At 73.7% G+C, this 13795-nt stretch carries 13 protein-coding genes; 7 read left to right on the top strand and 6 right to left on the bottom strand.

The annotated features are described in order from the left end of the window. Positions 1-129: 129 nt before the first annotated feature. The 7 genes from ACOJTC_RS11670 (at position 130) to ACOJTC_RS11640 (ending at position 7934) form a co-directional block, all read left to right on the top strand. Positions 130-1422: a M16 family metallopeptidase gene (locus ACOJTC_RS11670; RefSeq protein WP_204928076.1), complete on the top strand. Its 1293-nt coding sequence runs from the start codon at positions 130-132 to the stop codon at positions 1420-1422. Then, positions 1419-2765, top strand: a complete 1347-nt coding sequence (locus tag ACOJTC_RS11665) for a M16 family metallopeptidase (protein WP_420116860.1) — start codon at positions 1419-1421, stop codon at positions 2763-2765. The genes ACOJTC_RS11670 and ACOJTC_RS11665 overlap by 4 nt, the downstream gene beginning before the upstream one ends. 248 nt (positions 2766-3013) lie before the next feature. Next, positions 3014-4039 (top strand): aspartate-semialdehyde dehydrogenase, encoded by a 1026-nt coding sequence (locus ACOJTC_RS11660; RefSeq protein WP_088642711.1) that lies wholly within the window; start codon positions 3014-3016, stop codon positions 4037-4039. A 64-nt stretch (positions 4040-4103) separates the two neighbouring features. Next, positions 4104-4520 (top strand): CBS domain-containing protein, encoded by a 417-nt coding sequence (locus ACOJTC_RS11655; protein WP_420116859.1) that lies wholly within the window; start codon positions 4104-4106, stop codon positions 4518-4520. A gap of 156 nt (positions 4521-4676) precedes the next feature. Further along, entirely contained in the window at positions 4677-5048 is a 372-nt protein-coding gene (locus tag ACOJTC_RS11650; protein ID WP_420116858.1) for an SCP2 sterol-binding domain-containing protein, read from the top strand. Then, positions 5048-7108 (top strand): glycogen debranching N-terminal domain-containing protein, encoded by a 2061-nt coding sequence (locus ACOJTC_RS11645; protein WP_420116857.1) that lies wholly within the window; start codon positions 5048-5050, stop codon positions 7106-7108. Before ACOJTC_RS11650 ends, ACOJTC_RS11645 begins: the two co-directional genes overlap by 1 nt. A gap of 76 nt (positions 7109-7184) precedes the next feature. Continuing rightward, entirely contained in the window at positions 7185-7934 is a 750-nt protein-coding gene (locus ACOJTC_RS11640; protein WP_204928070.1) for a lysophospholipid acyltransferase family protein, read from the top strand. A gap of 269 nt (positions 7935-8203) precedes the next feature. On the opposite strand, the gene ACOJTC_RS11635 is transcribed toward ACOJTC_RS11640, so the two are convergent. The 6 genes from ACOJTC_RS11635 to ACOJTC_RS11610 all read right to left on the bottom strand — a co-directional run bounded on the left by ACOJTC_RS11635 (position 8204) and on the right by ACOJTC_RS11610 (position 13653). Further along, on the bottom strand, positions 8204-8932 hold the full coding sequence (locus ACOJTC_RS11635) for a hypothetical protein (protein ID WP_420116856.1): 729 nt from the start codon (positions 8930-8932) through the stop codon (positions 8204-8206). A gap of 76 nt (positions 8933-9008) precedes the next feature. After that, positions 9009-9725 (bottom strand): response regulator, encoded by a 717-nt coding sequence (locus tag ACOJTC_RS11630; protein ID WP_204928068.1) that lies wholly within the window; start codon positions 9723-9725, stop codon positions 9009-9011. Next, entirely contained in the window at positions 9695-10930 is a 1236-nt protein-coding gene (locus ACOJTC_RS11625) for a hypothetical protein (RefSeq protein WP_420116855.1), read from the bottom strand. Before ACOJTC_RS11625 ends, ACOJTC_RS11630 begins: the two co-directional genes overlap by 31 nt. Then, a complete protein-coding gene (locus tag ACOJTC_RS11620; protein ID WP_420116854.1) occupies positions 10920-12113 on the bottom strand; it encodes a sensor histidine kinase in 1194 nt (397 codons plus the stop codon). Before ACOJTC_RS11620 ends, ACOJTC_RS11625 begins: the two co-directional genes overlap by 11 nt. A 155-nt stretch (positions 12114-12268) precedes the next feature. Continuing rightward, positions 12269-13117, bottom strand: coding sequence for an alpha/beta fold hydrolase (locus ACOJTC_RS11615; protein ID WP_420116853.1), 849 nt, complete (start codon positions 13115-13117; stop codon positions 12269-12271). Beyond that, the gene (locus ACOJTC_RS11610) at positions 13114-13653 is read right to left on the bottom strand and encodes a DUF4240 domain-containing protein (protein WP_420116852.1); all 540 of its coding nucleotides are present in this window, start codon (positions 13651-13653) and stop codon (positions 13114-13116) included. Before ACOJTC_RS11610 ends, ACOJTC_RS11615 begins: the two co-directional genes overlap by 4 nt. Between the last annotated feature and the right edge of the window lie 142 nt (positions 13654-13795).

Raw genomic sequence — 13795 nt, 5'->3', positions numbered from 1 at the left:
GACCACCGCACCACGGTGCACACAGGCCCCGCGAGCCAACCGCCCGCCGTACCGGTCGCTACCGCTGCCCGGCTGGCCCGGGGGGGGCCAGGTCGCCACCGGGGCCTGGAGTTCGGATAGCGTCGGGTCATGCCCGACAGCGGTTACCCCTGGCCCATCGAGACGACCCGACTGGACAACGGCCTGCGCGTGGTGGTGAGCGAGGACCGCACCGCCCCGGCGGTCGCGGTCAACCTCTGGTACGACGTGGGCTCCCGGCACGAGCCGACGGGACAGACCGGCTTCGCCCACCTCTTCGAGCACCTGATGTTCGAGGGCTCGGTCAACGTCGCCAAGACCGAACACATGAAACTGATCCAGGGTTCCGGTGGCTCGCTGAACGCCACCACCAACCCGGACCGGACGAACTACTTCGAGACCGTCCCCGCCGAACATCTGGAACTGGCCCTGTGGCTGGAGGCCGACCGGATGGGCGGGCTGGTCCCCGCGCTCACCCAGGAGACGCTGGACAACCAGCGGGACGTGGTCAAGAACGAGCGGCGGCAACGCTACGAGAACGTCCCGTACGGCGACGCCTGGCTGCGGCTGCTCCCACTGCTCTACCCGCCGGGGCACCCGTACCACCACGCGACGATCGGGTCGATGGCCGACCTGAACGCTGCCGACCTGGCCACCTTCCAGGCGTTCCACCAGACGTACTACGCGCCCGACAACGCCGTGCTGACCGTGGTCGGCGACGCCACCGCCGCCGAGGTGTTCACGCTCGCGCAGCGGTACTTCGGGGCGATCCCGGCCCGCGGTGACATCCCCGCCGCGCCGGACGGGCACACCGTCGCCGGCACCGGCCGACCCGTCGTCGAGACGGTCACCGGCGACGTGCCGGCCGCCCGGGTCTACGTCGCGCACCGCACCCACCCGTTCGGCAGTCCCGGCTACGACGTGGCCACGGTGGCCGTCACGGTGCTCGGCAGCGGCCGGGGCAGCCGGCTCTACCAGCGTCTCGCCGACGGCGAACGGCTCGCCCAGCCCGACCTGGTCGGGGCGTACGGGGTGGATCTGGCGCACGCCCCGGCACCGGTGATCGCCACCGCCACCGCCCGCCCCGGGGTGAGCGCCGAACAGCTCGCCGCCGGGGTCGCCGAGGTGGTCGACGAACTCACCACCGTGCCGGTCACCGCCGCCGAACTCGACCGGGCCAAGGCGCTGCTCAGCACCGCCTGGTGGCGGCAGATGTCCACGGTGGACGGCCGGGCCGACGCGCTCGGGCGGTACGCCACCCAGTTCGGCGACCCGGCGAGGACCGCCGACCGGCTGCCCGGCTGGCTGTCGGTGACCGCCGGGCAGATCGCCGAGCTGGCCGCCGACCTGCTCACCCCGGCCGACCGGGTGACCCTGACCTACCTGCCGGAGGAGACCCGATGACGCTGATCACCACCCGGCCGGGTCCGGGCACCGCCCGCCCGTACCGGTTCCCGACCGTGGTCCGGCGGGACGTCGCCGGTGGCCGGGTGGTCGCCGCGCACCTGCCCGGCCAGAACCTCGCCGTCGCGCTGCTGCTGCTCGACGCGGGCGCCGGCCGGGAGCCGGTCGGCAAGGAGGGCCTCGGCGCGGTGCTGGCCAAGGCGTTGGAGGAGGGCACCGCGCAGCGGGACGCCACCGCGTTCGCGTTGGCCGTCGAGGGCCTCGGCACCGAACTGGCCACCGGGCTGGACTGGGACAGCTTCCAGGTCAGCGTCCAGGTGCCGGTGGACCGGCTCGGCGCGGCGGTGCAACTGCTCGCCGAGGCGGTACGCACGCCCCGGCTCGACCCCGACGACGTGCGCCGGGTCCGCGACGACGAGGCGACCGCGCTGCGGATGGACTGGGCCAACCCCGGCCCGCGCGCCGACGCGGTGCTGCGCGCCGACCTGTTCGGCGCGGACAACCGGTGGGGCCGCCCGCTCTACGGCGACCCCGGCTCGGTGGCCGGGCTCGACGTGGAGGACGTCACCGTCTTCCACTCCGAGTGGTTCCTGCGCCCCGGCACCCTGATCGTCGCCGGTGACCTGGACCGCCTGGACCTCGACGCGCTGGGCGCGGCGGCGTTCGCCGGCACCGGCGGCGGCCCCGCCGAGCAGGGTGGCCCGATCGAGGTGCCGCTGCCCGCCGGCCGGCGGATCATCCTGGTGGACCGGCCCGGGTCGGTGCAGTCCACGCTGCGGCTGGGTCACCCGGCACCGCACCGCGCCCACCCCGACCACGTGCCGACGACGCTCGCCGGCACCGTGCTGGGCGGGGCGTTCACCTCCCGGCTCAACCACCTGATCCGCGAGGTACGCGGCTACACGTACGGCATCCGGGGCGACTTCGCCTCGTCCCGCCGGTTCGGCCGGTTCGCGGTCAGCTCCGGGGTGCAGACGGCGGTGACCGCGCCGGCCCTGGTCGAGGCGGTCGGCGAGATCAGCCGTACCCGGGACGGCGGGGTGACCGAGGACGAGCTGGCGGTGGCCCGGTCCTGGCGGGCCGGGCAGCTCTCGGTCGAGTTGCAGAGCCCCCGGGCGATCGCCTCGGCGTTGACCACCCTGGTCGTGCACGACCTGCCCGACGACTACCACGCCCGGCTGCGGGAGGCGCTGCTCGCCGCCGACGTCGAGCAGGTGTCGGCCGCTGCCGCCACCCACCTGCACCCGGAGGCGTTGACCCTGGTCATCGAGGGCGACGCGGCGGCGATCCGGGACGAGCTGGTCGCCTCCGGGCTCGGCGAGGTGACCGACCACGTCGGCTGACCGGCGTCGGCGCGCCCGGGGCGGTGTGATTCCGGTCGCGCCGCCCCGGGAGCGCCGGGTCGGACCGGCGGTGCGGATGCTGCGGCCGGACGGCCCGGCCACGGCCGATCTTCCGGGGCGTCGGGGCGTACCGTCGGGTGGTTTCCGGTACGGCGACCGGTACGGGCGGTGACCGGACGGGCGGGCGGCGACCCGGGCGGTGGGAAAGGCTTCCCGGTGTGGGCCTGCGGCTGGGTAGCCTCGCGGGCATGAGGATCGGCATTGTGGGAGCCACCGGCCAGGTCGGTGGGGTCATGCGGCAGGTGCTGGCGGAACGCGAGTTCCCGGCGGAGCAGGTGCGGTTGTTCGCCTCGGCCCGGTCGGCCGGGCGTGCCCTGCCCTGGCGGGACGGCGAGGTCACCGTGGAGGACGCGGCCACGGCCGACTACTCCGGGCTGGACATCGTGCTGTTCTCCGCCGGCAAGGGCACCGCGAAGGAGTTGGCCCCCCGGGTCGCCGCGACCGGCGCGGTGGTGATCGACAACTCGTCGGCGTTCCGCACCGACCCGCAGGTGCCGCTGGTCGTCGCCGAGGTCAACCCGCACGCCCTGGCCGACCGGCCGAAGGGCATCGTCGCCAACCCGAACTGCACCACGATGGCCGCGATGCCGGTGCTGCGCCCGCTGCACGACGAGGCCGGCCTGGTCAGCCTGGTCGTCGCCACCTACCAGGCGGTCTCCGGGGCCGGCCTGGCCGGGGTCGCCGAGCTGGACGAGCAGGTCCGCAAGGTCGTCGAGGGGGCCACCGCGCTGACCCACGACGGGTCGGCCGTCGAGTTCCCCGCGCCGCGCTCGTTCGCCCGGCCGATCGCCTTCAACGTGCTCCCGCTGGCCGGTTCGATCGTCGACGACGGCTCGTTCGAGACCGACGAGGAGCAGAAGCTGCGCAACGAGAGCCGCAAGATCCTGGAGATCCCCGAGCTGAAGGTCTCCGGTACCTGCGTCCGGGTGCCCGTGTTCACCGGCCACTCGTTGCAGATCAACGCCCGGTTCGCCAGGCCGATCACCCCGCAGCGGGCCCGGGAACTGCTCGACGGCGCGCCCGGGGTGGCGCTGTCGGACGTCCCGACGCCGTTGCAGGCGGCCGGCCAGGACCCGACGTACGTCGGTCGGCTGCGCGCCGACGAGACCGTCGAGCACGGCCTCGCGCTGTTCTGCGCCAACGACAACCTGCGTAAGGGTGCCGCGCTGAACGCGGTGCAGCTCGCCGAGCTGGTCGCCGCCGAACTGCGCTGAGCGGGGTGTTACCTGCTCGGGGCCGGCGGGTAGACCGCCGTGCCGACACCGAGAGGGGAGCACCATGACAACGGTCGGAGAGTTCATGACGACCCGGTTGGTGACGATGGACGGCAACGACACCCTCGCCGCCGCCGCGCAGGAGATGCGGGACAGCGCGATCGGCGACGTGGTGGTGACCAACGGCGACGACGTCGTCGGAATCGTGACGGACCGGGACATCACCGTCCGGGGCGTCGCCGAGGACCGCGACCCGAGCCGCACCCGGCTCCAGGAGATCATCAGCCGGGACGTGATCACGATCAGCCAGTACGACGACGCGGTCGCCGCCGCCGAGTTGATGCGCACCTACGCCGTACGCCGGCTGCCGGTGGTCGACGACGGCCGGCTGGTGGGCCTGGTGTCGGTGGGTGACCTCGCGGTGGAGCGGGAACCCCAGTCGGTGCTCGCCGACATCAGCGCCGACGACCCCAACAACTGACGTCCGCCCCACCGACGCCGGCCCCCGGACTGCGGGGGCCGGCGTCGTCGTGCGCGCCGGTCGGGCTCACCCGATCCGGGCGAGGTTGACGCCGGGCCGGGCGGGGACCCCGTGCGGGTACCGGCAGGTCGATGCGATGACGGGGGAGAGGGCCCGATGGTGGACGCGACCACGAGGTTCTTCGAGAGCCTGAACCGGCGGGATCACGAGCCGCTGTTGGACAAGGCGGTCGGGACACTGCGTTTCGATCTGCACGAGGGGGCACAGACCACCCACTGGCTGCTGCGGGTGGACCGGGGGAAGCTCACGGTCAGCCAGGAGGACCGGGAGGCCGACACGGTCGTCGGCACCACGCCGGCGCTGTTCGAGGAGATGGCCGCGGGGCGGGAGAACGGCCTGGCGGCGGTGCTGCGGGGCGACATGACGGTGACCGGTGACGCCCGGCTGGTGGTGCAGGTCGAACGGATCTTCCCCGGTTCCGCGGACGCGCAGGGGCCGCGCCGGCTCCACCAGCGGGAGGTGCGGTGATGGGACAGAGCAACACGATCCGGATCCTGGACGGCAACACGTTCGTCGTCTCCGAGGAGACCGGTGACATCGAGGCCACCCCGACCGAGCCGACCGGGCTGTTCTCCCTGGACATGCGGTTCCTGTCCCGCTGGGTGCTGACCATCAACGGGGAACGGCTCAACGCGCTGTCCTACGACGACCTCCAGTACTACGAGGCGCGGTTCTTCCTGGTGCCCGGGATGGCCACCCACTACGTCGACGCCAAGCTGTCGATCATCCGGGAGCGCGCGGTCGGCGGCAGCTTCCGCGAGAAACTGACCATCCTCAACCACGACGAGAGGGCGGTCGACCTGGAGATCCGGATGGACGCCGGAGCCGACTTCGCCGACCTCTTCCAGGTCAAGGACGAGATCCTGAACAAGAAGGGCGAGCTGTACGCCGAGGCGGAGTCCGACCGGCTGCGGCTGGGCTACCGGCGGGGCAACTTCGTGCGGGAGACGGTCATCTCGTCGTCCCGACCGGCCCGCTACGACCGCAACGGGTTCGCGTACTCGGTGCACCTGGAGCCCAACGAGCAGTGGAACGCCGAGATCGACGTGCAGACCTTCGCGGTCGGCCCCGGGGGGCGTGACCTGCGGCTCGGGGTGACGGCGCACGGTCACGAACGGCTGGCCCTGCAGCACGACCTCCAGGAGTGGATCGCCAAGGCCCCCAAGGTCAACAGCGAGCACGACCGGGTGGCCGCCACCTACCGGCGCAGCCTGATCGACCTGGCGGCGCTGCGGTTCGCGCCGCTGTCGCTCGGTGGCCAGACCCTGCCCGCCGCCGGCCTGCCCTGGTTCATGACCATGTTCGGCCGGGACAGCATCCTGACCTGCCTACAGGTGTTGCCGTTCGCCCCGGAGCTGTCCAAGACCACGCTGCGCATCCTGGCGTCGTTGCAGGGCAGCCGTTTCGACGACTTCCGCGACGAGGATCCGGGCCGCATCCTGCACGAGATGCGCTACGGCGAGACGGCCGCGTTCGAGGAGCAGCCGCACTCGCCGTACTACGGGTCGGTGGACGCCACCCCGCTGTTCGTCGTCCTGCTCGACGAGTACGAGCGGTGGAGCGGTGACGTCGCCCTGGTCAAGGAGTTGGAACGGGAGTGCCGGGCCGCGCTGAAGTGGATCGACGACTACGCCGACCTGGCCGGCAACGGCTACATCTGGTACGAGCGGCGCAACACCGAGACCGGCCTGGAGAACCAGTGCTGGAAGGACTCCTGGGACTCCATCTCGTACGCCGACGGCAGCCTGCCGCCGTTCCCCCGGGCCACCTGCGAGGTGCAGGGGTACGCGTACGACGCCAAGCTGCGGGCGGCCCGGATGGCCCGGGAATTCTGGGGTGACCCGGCGTTCGCCGACCGGCTGGAGCAGGAGGCGGCGGCGCTGAAGGAGCGCTTCAACCGGGACTGGTGGGTGGCCGACGGGGAGTTCTACGCGTTGGCCCTGGACCCGGACGGCCGGCAGTGCGACGTGCTCAGCTCCAACATCGGGCACCTGTTGTGGAGCGGGATCGTCGACCACGACCGGGCCGAGAAGATCGCCCAGCACATGGTCGGGCCCCGGTTGTTCACCGGTTGGGGCGTGCGCACCCTTGCCGAGGGGGAGGTGCGGTACAACCCGATCGGCTACCACAACGGCACGATCTGGCCGTTCGACAACTCGTTCATCGCCTGGGGGCTGCGGCGGTACGGCTTCGCCGAGGAGGCCGCCACCATCGCCAGCGGCATCCTCGACGCGGCGACCTACTTCGACGGGCGGCTGCCCGAGGCGTTCGGCGGCTATCCCCGGGAGCAGACCAAGTTCCCGGTCGAGTACCCGACGGCGTGCAGCCCGCAGGCCTGGTCGACGGGGGCGCCGTTGCTGCTGCTGCGCACCATGCTCGGGTTGGAGCCGCACGAGGGGCACCTGGCGGTGGAGCCGGTGCTGCCGGTCGGGATGGGACGGATCGAGGTGCTGGACATCCCGGGCCGCTGGGGACGGGTGGACGCCTTCGCCCGGGGTCGCCTGGATCTGCACAAACTGGCCGACTGACGGTGCGTCGGGTGGTCGCCACGGTGGGTCGAATCCGCCCTACGGTCGCGTAACCTACGCGGGGTAAAGTACCCGGATGCCGGAACTCGTGTACCCGCCCGTGATCGCCACCGCCAAGACGCTGTTCCGGGTCCTCGACCTGCGCCTGACCGTCGACGGTGACCACCACGTCCCACGTACCGGCGGGGCGGTGCTGGCCAGCAACCACGTCAGCTACCTCGATTTCATCTTCTGCGGGTACGGGGCGCACGCGTCCCGGCGGCTGGTGCGGTTCATGGCCAAGCACGACGTCTTCGCGCACAAGGTGTCCGGCCCGCTGATGCGCGGCATGAAGCACATCCCGGTGAACCGCGCGGCGGGGGTCGGTTCGTACAACACGGCGGTGGACGCGCTGCGGCGCGGCGAGGTGGTGGGCGTCTTCCCCGAGGCGACGATCAGTCGCTCGTTCACGGTGAAGGAGCTGAAGAGCGGGGCGGCCCGGATGGCGCAGTCGGCGGAGGTGCCGCTGGTCCCGGTGGCGCTGTGGGGGACGCAGCGGCTCTGGACGAAGGGCCGGCCGAAGACGCTGACCCGTCGGCACACCCCGATCACCATCCTGCTGGGCGAGCCGATGGACCCGGCGGCGTACCCGGACGCCAACACCATGACGGCGGAGCTGAAGACCCGGCTGACCGCGCTCGTCGACCGGGCCCAGCAGGAGTACCCCGACAAGCCGGCCGGCCCGGACGACTCCTGGTGGCAGCCGGCGCACCTGGGCGGCACCGCGCCCACCCTCCAGGAGGCCGCCGAGCTGGACCGCCGCCCCCGCCGCTCGACCGCATCCTGACGTTCGTTCCCGTCGTCCCGCCTGCTGCCCGCTGCTTGCTGCCTGCTGCCCGCTGCGTGCTCGGCTGCCGGTCGGGGGCGGAGCGGGCATTTCTGGAATTTCGGGCGGGGCTGGAGTGTCGGGCGGCCTGGTGCTCCTGCCCGGCGGCGGGGACAGGATGGTGGGTTCGCATCCTTTCGACCTGATGACGTGAGCGATTCAGGGGTGCCCGGTCCGACGTCGGCCCACGGGGAACGGCCGTCCTGAGGAACGGCCGTCCCGGGGCGGTCTCAGCTGCCGACCGCGTCCCGACTGCTACCGGGCTCGGGAACCCGGTAGTAGTCGTCGCGGGAGAGGAACTCCACCGGCAGCGACCCCGGCAGGGTCACCCGCGTCTCACCGGTCAGCGGCGGGGCGGTCGCCCGGCGGATGAGCACGTCCCGCTCCGGCGGTGCCAGCTCGACCAGCTCGGGGTGGGTGACCCGGAAGCAGGCCACCGTCCGGCGGATCAGCCGGGCCAGCTCGGTCACCGGGCCCACCGCGCCGCCCAGCGCCAGGGCCGGCTGCTGGATCGTCCGCAGCGCGTCGCAGACCACCAGCAGTTCCGCCTCGGCGGTGCCCTGGGCCGTGGGCCGGCCGGTGGTACGCAGCTCCAACCGGGACGGCCACTGCCAGCGGACCTGCCCGCTGACCAGGCGCGGCAGCCGGACGTTGCGCCGGTGCCGGACCCCCGTCGCGTCGATCTTCCCGGCGACCAGGGCCAGGTCACCGGCGAGGCAGACGTAGGCGAGCCGGCGGTCGGTGACGGTGATCGAGGCGGGGCCGGGCAGCACCCAGTGCCGCCGGGCGCCGGTCGGGCTGATCAGGCAGCCGGCCACCGACGTCGGATACCGGCCGAGCACCCGTTCGCCGGGCTCCGGGACGAGTTCGTAACGCCTGTCGAGCACGGGAGCGGAATCGTTCTCCGGCGCATCGAACCGGTGCGGTGCGATGAAGAACGGGGACATGTTCTCGCGCATTGTCACGACCTCCCCCGCGCAGTGGTCTCCTGGCGTTCCAGCCTCGCCGAGGCGTGACGGGCTGTCATGACACCCGTTAGGGGGTCGGCCGGTCGTACGACGCCTGCGACCGGTAGATGCCGATCTCCTCCGGCCGGATGAGACCGTCCTCGATCGCCCGGGCCAGTAACGCCGCCTTCGTGGCGGCCGGTCTACCCGCCCGGGTGTACTTGATCCGGGCGCGGTCCACATATTGTTTGACGGTGTGCTCGCTGATCTGCATCCGGCGGGCCACCGACGCCTTCGACATCGACTGGAACCACAGCAGCAGCGCTTCCCGCTCCTTGTCCGACAGGGCCGGACGGTCCGGGCGCGGATCGCCCACCATCGCCCCGGCCAGGGCCGGCGGCACGTACGGGCGGTCGCTGGCGGCGGCGAGCACCGTGGCCACGCAGTGTTCCCGCCCCTCGTGCTTGGCCAGGAACGCGGTCGCCCCGGCGTCGAGCGCGGTGAGTATGGTCGCCGGGTCGGTGTGCTCGGAGTAGACCACCACCCGCCGGCCGTCGGTGCTCAACTCGGCCAGCTTGTCCAGCACCATCCGCCCGCGTAGCCGCAGATCCAGCAGGATCACGTCGGCCTCCGGGGCGGCCCGCAGCACCAGTTCCGGATCGTCACCGGTGGCGAGCACCCGCAGCCGGGGCTCGGTGGACAGCCAGGCCCGCACACCGTCGATCACCACCGGATGGTCGTCGACTATCGACACACCGACCGGGCGCTCCCCGCTCATGGCCTGCGCCATCGGGTCTGCGTCCACCTGATCTCCCCGTCCCGCTCATGTACGTGTTCCACCTGGTTGTCGTCGCCGGCCCGGGCGGTCGGCGGATCAGCCGCCCCCGGGCCCTGCCCGTCCGGGGTGACCAGACTGACCGCCACCTCGTCGGGGCCGGCCACCACGGTCAGCCGGGCCCAACCAGTGGCATCGGCCAGGGCGGCGGCCAGCGGATCGGCCAGCCGTCGACGGACCTCCACGGGCAGGGGCGGCGGCGTGCCGATGGCGATCAGCTCGATCGGCAGCCCGTTGCGTTCGGCGAGGTCGGCGGCGGCCCGCAACTCGTGCAGCAGCGGGTCCGGCACGTCGTCGGACTCGGCGATCAGGCGACGCAGCCGGGTCGCGGCGAGCACGCACCGCCGTTGCACGAACGGGTCGCCCGGGTCGGCGCGACCGTCGGCCAGTTCCGCCAACACCTGCTCGGCGGCACCGCCGACCAGCGCCAGCCGGGCCCGCCGGTCCGCCCAGGCCCGTTCGGCGGCGTCCCGTTCGGCGCGGACGGCGAGGGTCGCCGTGGCGGTGGCGGCGCGTTCCCGGGCGAGGGTGGCGATCACCGCCGCACCGGTGAAGACCGCCACCGGCAGCGACGAGGTGCCGTAGACGTACATCGTGAAGCGGGTCAGGTCGGCGGGGGCGGTCGCCCCGTCACCGACCAGCGCGGCGAGCGCGAGCGCCGCGTGCCCGGCCAGTAGGACGATCATCCAGCGGATCGGGCGACCCCAGAGCACCACCACGAAGAACCAGGCCAGCCCCGTCCACGCCCAGTTCGCGGCGGCGAAGAGCTGCTCCCGGCCGGCCGCCGCGAAGACCGCCGCGTCGACCGTCAGCAGGGCCGCCGCCAGTGGCAGCGCCAGTGGCAGCGCCGGTGGCGGCACGCCGTGCAGCAGCCGGTGTGCGGCGTACCCGCCGAGGGCGCAGGCGGCCAGCCAGCCGGCCGCGACCACTGTGGGGGCGGCCAGCGTCGACCAGGCGCCGAGCACCGCCGGCAGCCCGATCGCGAGGTGCCACACCAGGGCGATGGCCACCGCCGCGATCCGGGCCCCCCGGTCCGAGGCCCGGCCCACGTCCGCCGCCGGGCCGTCGGCCGCCGCCGGGTCCGCCGCCCTCTGTGCCGGCCGGGGTACGTGGGCCGACGCGGTCGCGCCGAGGTCGGTCGTGCCCAGGTCGGTCGTGCCGAGGTCAGTCGACATGCGGCCACTCCAGCCTGATCCGGGTGCCCACGCCAGGGGCGGAAGTCACCACCGCCCGGCCGCCGACCTCGGCCATCCGGCCCCGGATCGACTCGCGTACCCCGTACCGGTGCAGGGGGACGGTGGCCGGGTCGAAACCGGGACCGTCGTCGACCACCTCGACCACGATGCCGCCGTGGTCGCGGCTCAGCCGCAGGGTCACGGCGGCGTCCGGCGCGTGCCGGGCCACGTTGGCCAGGGCGGCGGCGGTGGCGTCGACCAGGGCGGCGGTCACCCCCGACGGTGCCGCGCAGGGCGGCAGCGTGGCCGTCACCCGCAACTGCGGGTGGGTGGCGAGCAGCGCGCGCAGGCCGGCGTCGACGTCGACCGGGCCGGCGTCGGCCGGATCGCCCGCCGGGGCGGACCGGGCGTGCGCGAGGCGGACCAGGGTACGCAGGTCGGCGGCGGCCCGGTCCCGCAACGCCGCCGAGCCGGCCGGCAGGGCACCCAGCCCGACCATGGTGAGCGTGGCCAGGACGGTGTCGTGCAGGTCCCGGTTCTGCCGCCGTTCCACCTCGCGGGCCGTGCGGGCCAGCACCGCGTCCCGGCGCAGGCGCTGGAAGTCGGCGAAGGAGGTGTCGGCCCGGCCTATCCAGCGGCGCATCACCGCCGCCATCATCGCCGCGCAGGCCGTCTGCATGAGCAGGGTCGCCGCGTGCGCGCCGGCCTCGACGGTGTTGCCGGCGGCCGAGGTGCCGACCGCGTACCCGGCGGTGACCAGCAGGCCCGCCGGCACCGACCAGCGGGCCGGCGCGGTGGCCTGCGCGTTGATCACGGTGGTGCTGGCCAGCACCGCGAGCCAGCTACCCTCGCCGGGCAGCACCTCCGGGGCGACCAGCACCGGGGCCAGCAGGCTCGCCGCGACGGTGACCGTGACGTCCCCGGCGACGAGCCCCGGGCCGATGCCGACCCGCAGGGCGCGTGCCGCGTACCACAGCGACCAGGCGGTGAGTGCGGCCACGGCGGCCAGCAGCAGCGGCACCCGCACCGGTGGGGTACGCACCGCGAGCGCGGTCACCGCACCGAACAGCCCGCAGGTCAGCCGCAGCAGTGCCGGCAGGGTGGTGAAGATGAGCTGGAGCGCGCCACCGGCCGGCCGCTCCAGTAACGACGGTGACGAGGTCGGAGCGGGTAGGGCCGACATCGGGGGGAGTGCGTCCTTCGGGCGGTGACCCGTCCGGGTCTGCTCGGCGGTGCATCGAAGCCGGAGAATAACATGAGCTGCCCTAACTGTTCACCTTTGGTGTGCGGCGTGTCGCGTTGCGTTCGGTGAACGTGTCGGGCAGCATCCGGCGTCGATCAGCGGCGGAGCCACTCCAGGGCGGCAGGTGCGCCGCCGAGCACCGACAGGTGCCCGTCGTCGTCGGTGATCCGCAGCTCGGCCGCCGGGCAGACCCCGGCCAACCAACGGCTGTGGCTGGCGGGCACCACCCGGTCGCGCCCGCCGTGCAGCAGCAGCACCGGGACGGTCACCCGGGCCGGGTCGAAGCCCCACGGGGTGACGTAGGCGAGGTCGTCGTCGACCAGGCCGTCCGGGCCGCCCCGCACCGCCGGACCCACCACCTCTTCGAGCCAGGCCCACGGCCCGGCCAGGGTGGCCAGGTCGGCCGGGGTGAACTCCGGGTCGTAGTCGGTGTCGGACGCGGCGTGCCGCTCCTTGACCGCCCGGCCCCGCGTGGCGGCCCGCAGCGACTCCTGCCCGGACGGCGTCATCCCGGCGAACCAGTCGAGCCCGGCCGCGTCGTAGGGGGCGAGTCCGGCGACGGCGACGACGGCGACCACCCGGTCGGGGTGCAACGCGCCGCTGGCCAGCGCGTGCGGTGCACCGCCGGAGTGACCCATCGTGGCGTACCGGGGCAGGCCCAGCGCGTCGGCGACCCGGGCGACGTCACCGGCGGCCGAGGCCACGTCCCGCCCGGGGCGTCGGGTGGAACCGCCGTACCCGGGCCGGTCGTAGGACACCCAGCGCAGGCCGAGCCGGTCGGCGGCGGCGAACAGCGGGGCCGGCGGTGCGCCGATGTTGGGGGTGCCGTGGTGCCAGACGACCGGCAACCGGCCGGTGCCGTCGTCGCCGGTGTCGTAGACGTGCAGGGTGCCGCCGTCGGGCAGCGGCACGTCGCGCTCGCTCGGCACGGTCGGGCGGCTCACTGGCCGACCCAGCCCGCCGGGTTGCTGAACGACTCGCGGGAGATGCCGGAGCCGGTGCGGGGCCAGTCGCCGAACCGCTTGTCGTGCAGGTGGGCGAAGAAGTAGCAGATGCCCTGGAGGTGGGCGTCGGGCACCGCCCGGGTCGGGTCGGCCCGGACCGCCTCGTAGAACTCCCGACCGAGCGCCACCACGTGCCCACGGGCGTAGAGGAAACCGTCGTCGGAGCCGTCGACCACCGCGTGCACGTCGGCCCGGTCGATGTCGTACAGCTTGCGTTCGACGACCCGGTCGAGGGCGGTCAGCTCGGGGCTGGACAGGTCGGCGCAGAGCTGGCCCAACTGGTCGAGGAAGGCGTCCCGCCAGCCGTCGAACGCGTACGCGTCGTCGTCGGAGGCGGACCGGTCGCGGGCGAGCAGCGCCCGGCGCAGCGCGGCCGGCTCGGGGCCGAGCCGCTCCCAGGCGGCCTCCAGCAGGGCCCAGAACCGGGCCTCCTCCTCGGCCGTGGGCAGCCGGTTCGCGGTTTCCGTGTCGCTCATGGGCAGCACCGTAGCGGGACGCCCCGACGTTCTCGGGCCACCCCCGCGCCGCTGGTGGTGCCGACGCCGGGGCCGCCCACCCGGGCGGGCGGCCCCGCCGGGGTTCAGCGCGGTCCGTGGGGTACCGCGCGGACGAAGGTGG

This window comes from Micromonospora sp. (assembly GCF_048594385.1).
Taxonomy (GTDB): Bacteria; Actinomycetota; Actinomycetes; order Mycobacteriales; family Micromonosporaceae; genus Micromonospora; species Micromonospora wenchangensis.
The sequence above is the reverse complement of the archived record's forward strand: the minus strand, read 5'-3'. Positions and strand labels throughout refer to the sequence as shown.

Excerpts from the sequence above, each read along its gene's own strand:
- ACOJTC_RS11625 (WP_420116855.1), bottom strand. The coding sequence starts at position 10,930 with ATGTCGACTGACCTCGGCACGACCGACCTGGGCACGACCGACCTCGGC.
- ACOJTC_RS11660 (WP_088642711.1), top strand. The coding sequence starts at position 3,014 with ATGAGGATCGGCATTGTGGGAGCCACCGGCCAGGTCGGTGGGGTCATG.
- ACOJTC_RS11635 (WP_420116856.1), bottom strand. The coding sequence starts at position 8,932 with ATGCGCGAGAACATGTCCCCGTTCTTCATCGCACCGCACCGGTTCGAT.
- ACOJTC_RS11640 (WP_204928070.1), top strand. The coding sequence starts at position 7,185 with ATGCCGGAACTCGTGTACCCGCCCGTGATCGCCACCGCCAAGACGCTG.
- ACOJTC_RS11665 (WP_420116860.1), top strand. The coding sequence starts at position 1,419 with ATGACGCTGATCACCACCCGGCCGGGTCCGGGCACCGCCCGCCCGTAC.
- ACOJTC_RS11645 (WP_420116857.1), top strand. The coding sequence starts at position 5,048 with ATGGGACAGAGCAACACGATCCGGATCCTGGACGGCAACACGTTCGTC.
- ACOJTC_RS11610 (WP_420116852.1), bottom strand. The coding sequence starts at position 13,653 with ATGAGCGACACGGAAACCGCGAACCGGCTGCCCACGGCCGAGGAGGAG.
- ACOJTC_RS11650 (WP_420116858.1), top strand. The coding sequence starts at position 4,677 with ATGGTGGACGCGACCACGAGGTTCTTCGAGAGCCTGAACCGGCGGGAT.
- ACOJTC_RS11620 (WP_420116854.1), bottom strand. The coding sequence starts at position 12,113 with ATGTCGGCCCTACCCGCTCCGACCTCGTCACCGTCGTTACTGGAGCGG.
- ACOJTC_RS11655 (WP_420116859.1), top strand. The coding sequence starts at position 4,104 with ATGACAACGGTCGGAGAGTTCATGACGACCCGGTTGGTGACGATGGAC.
- ACOJTC_RS11670 (WP_204928076.1), top strand. The coding sequence starts at position 130 with ATGCCCGACAGCGGTTACCCCTGGCCCATCGAGACGACCCGACTGGAC.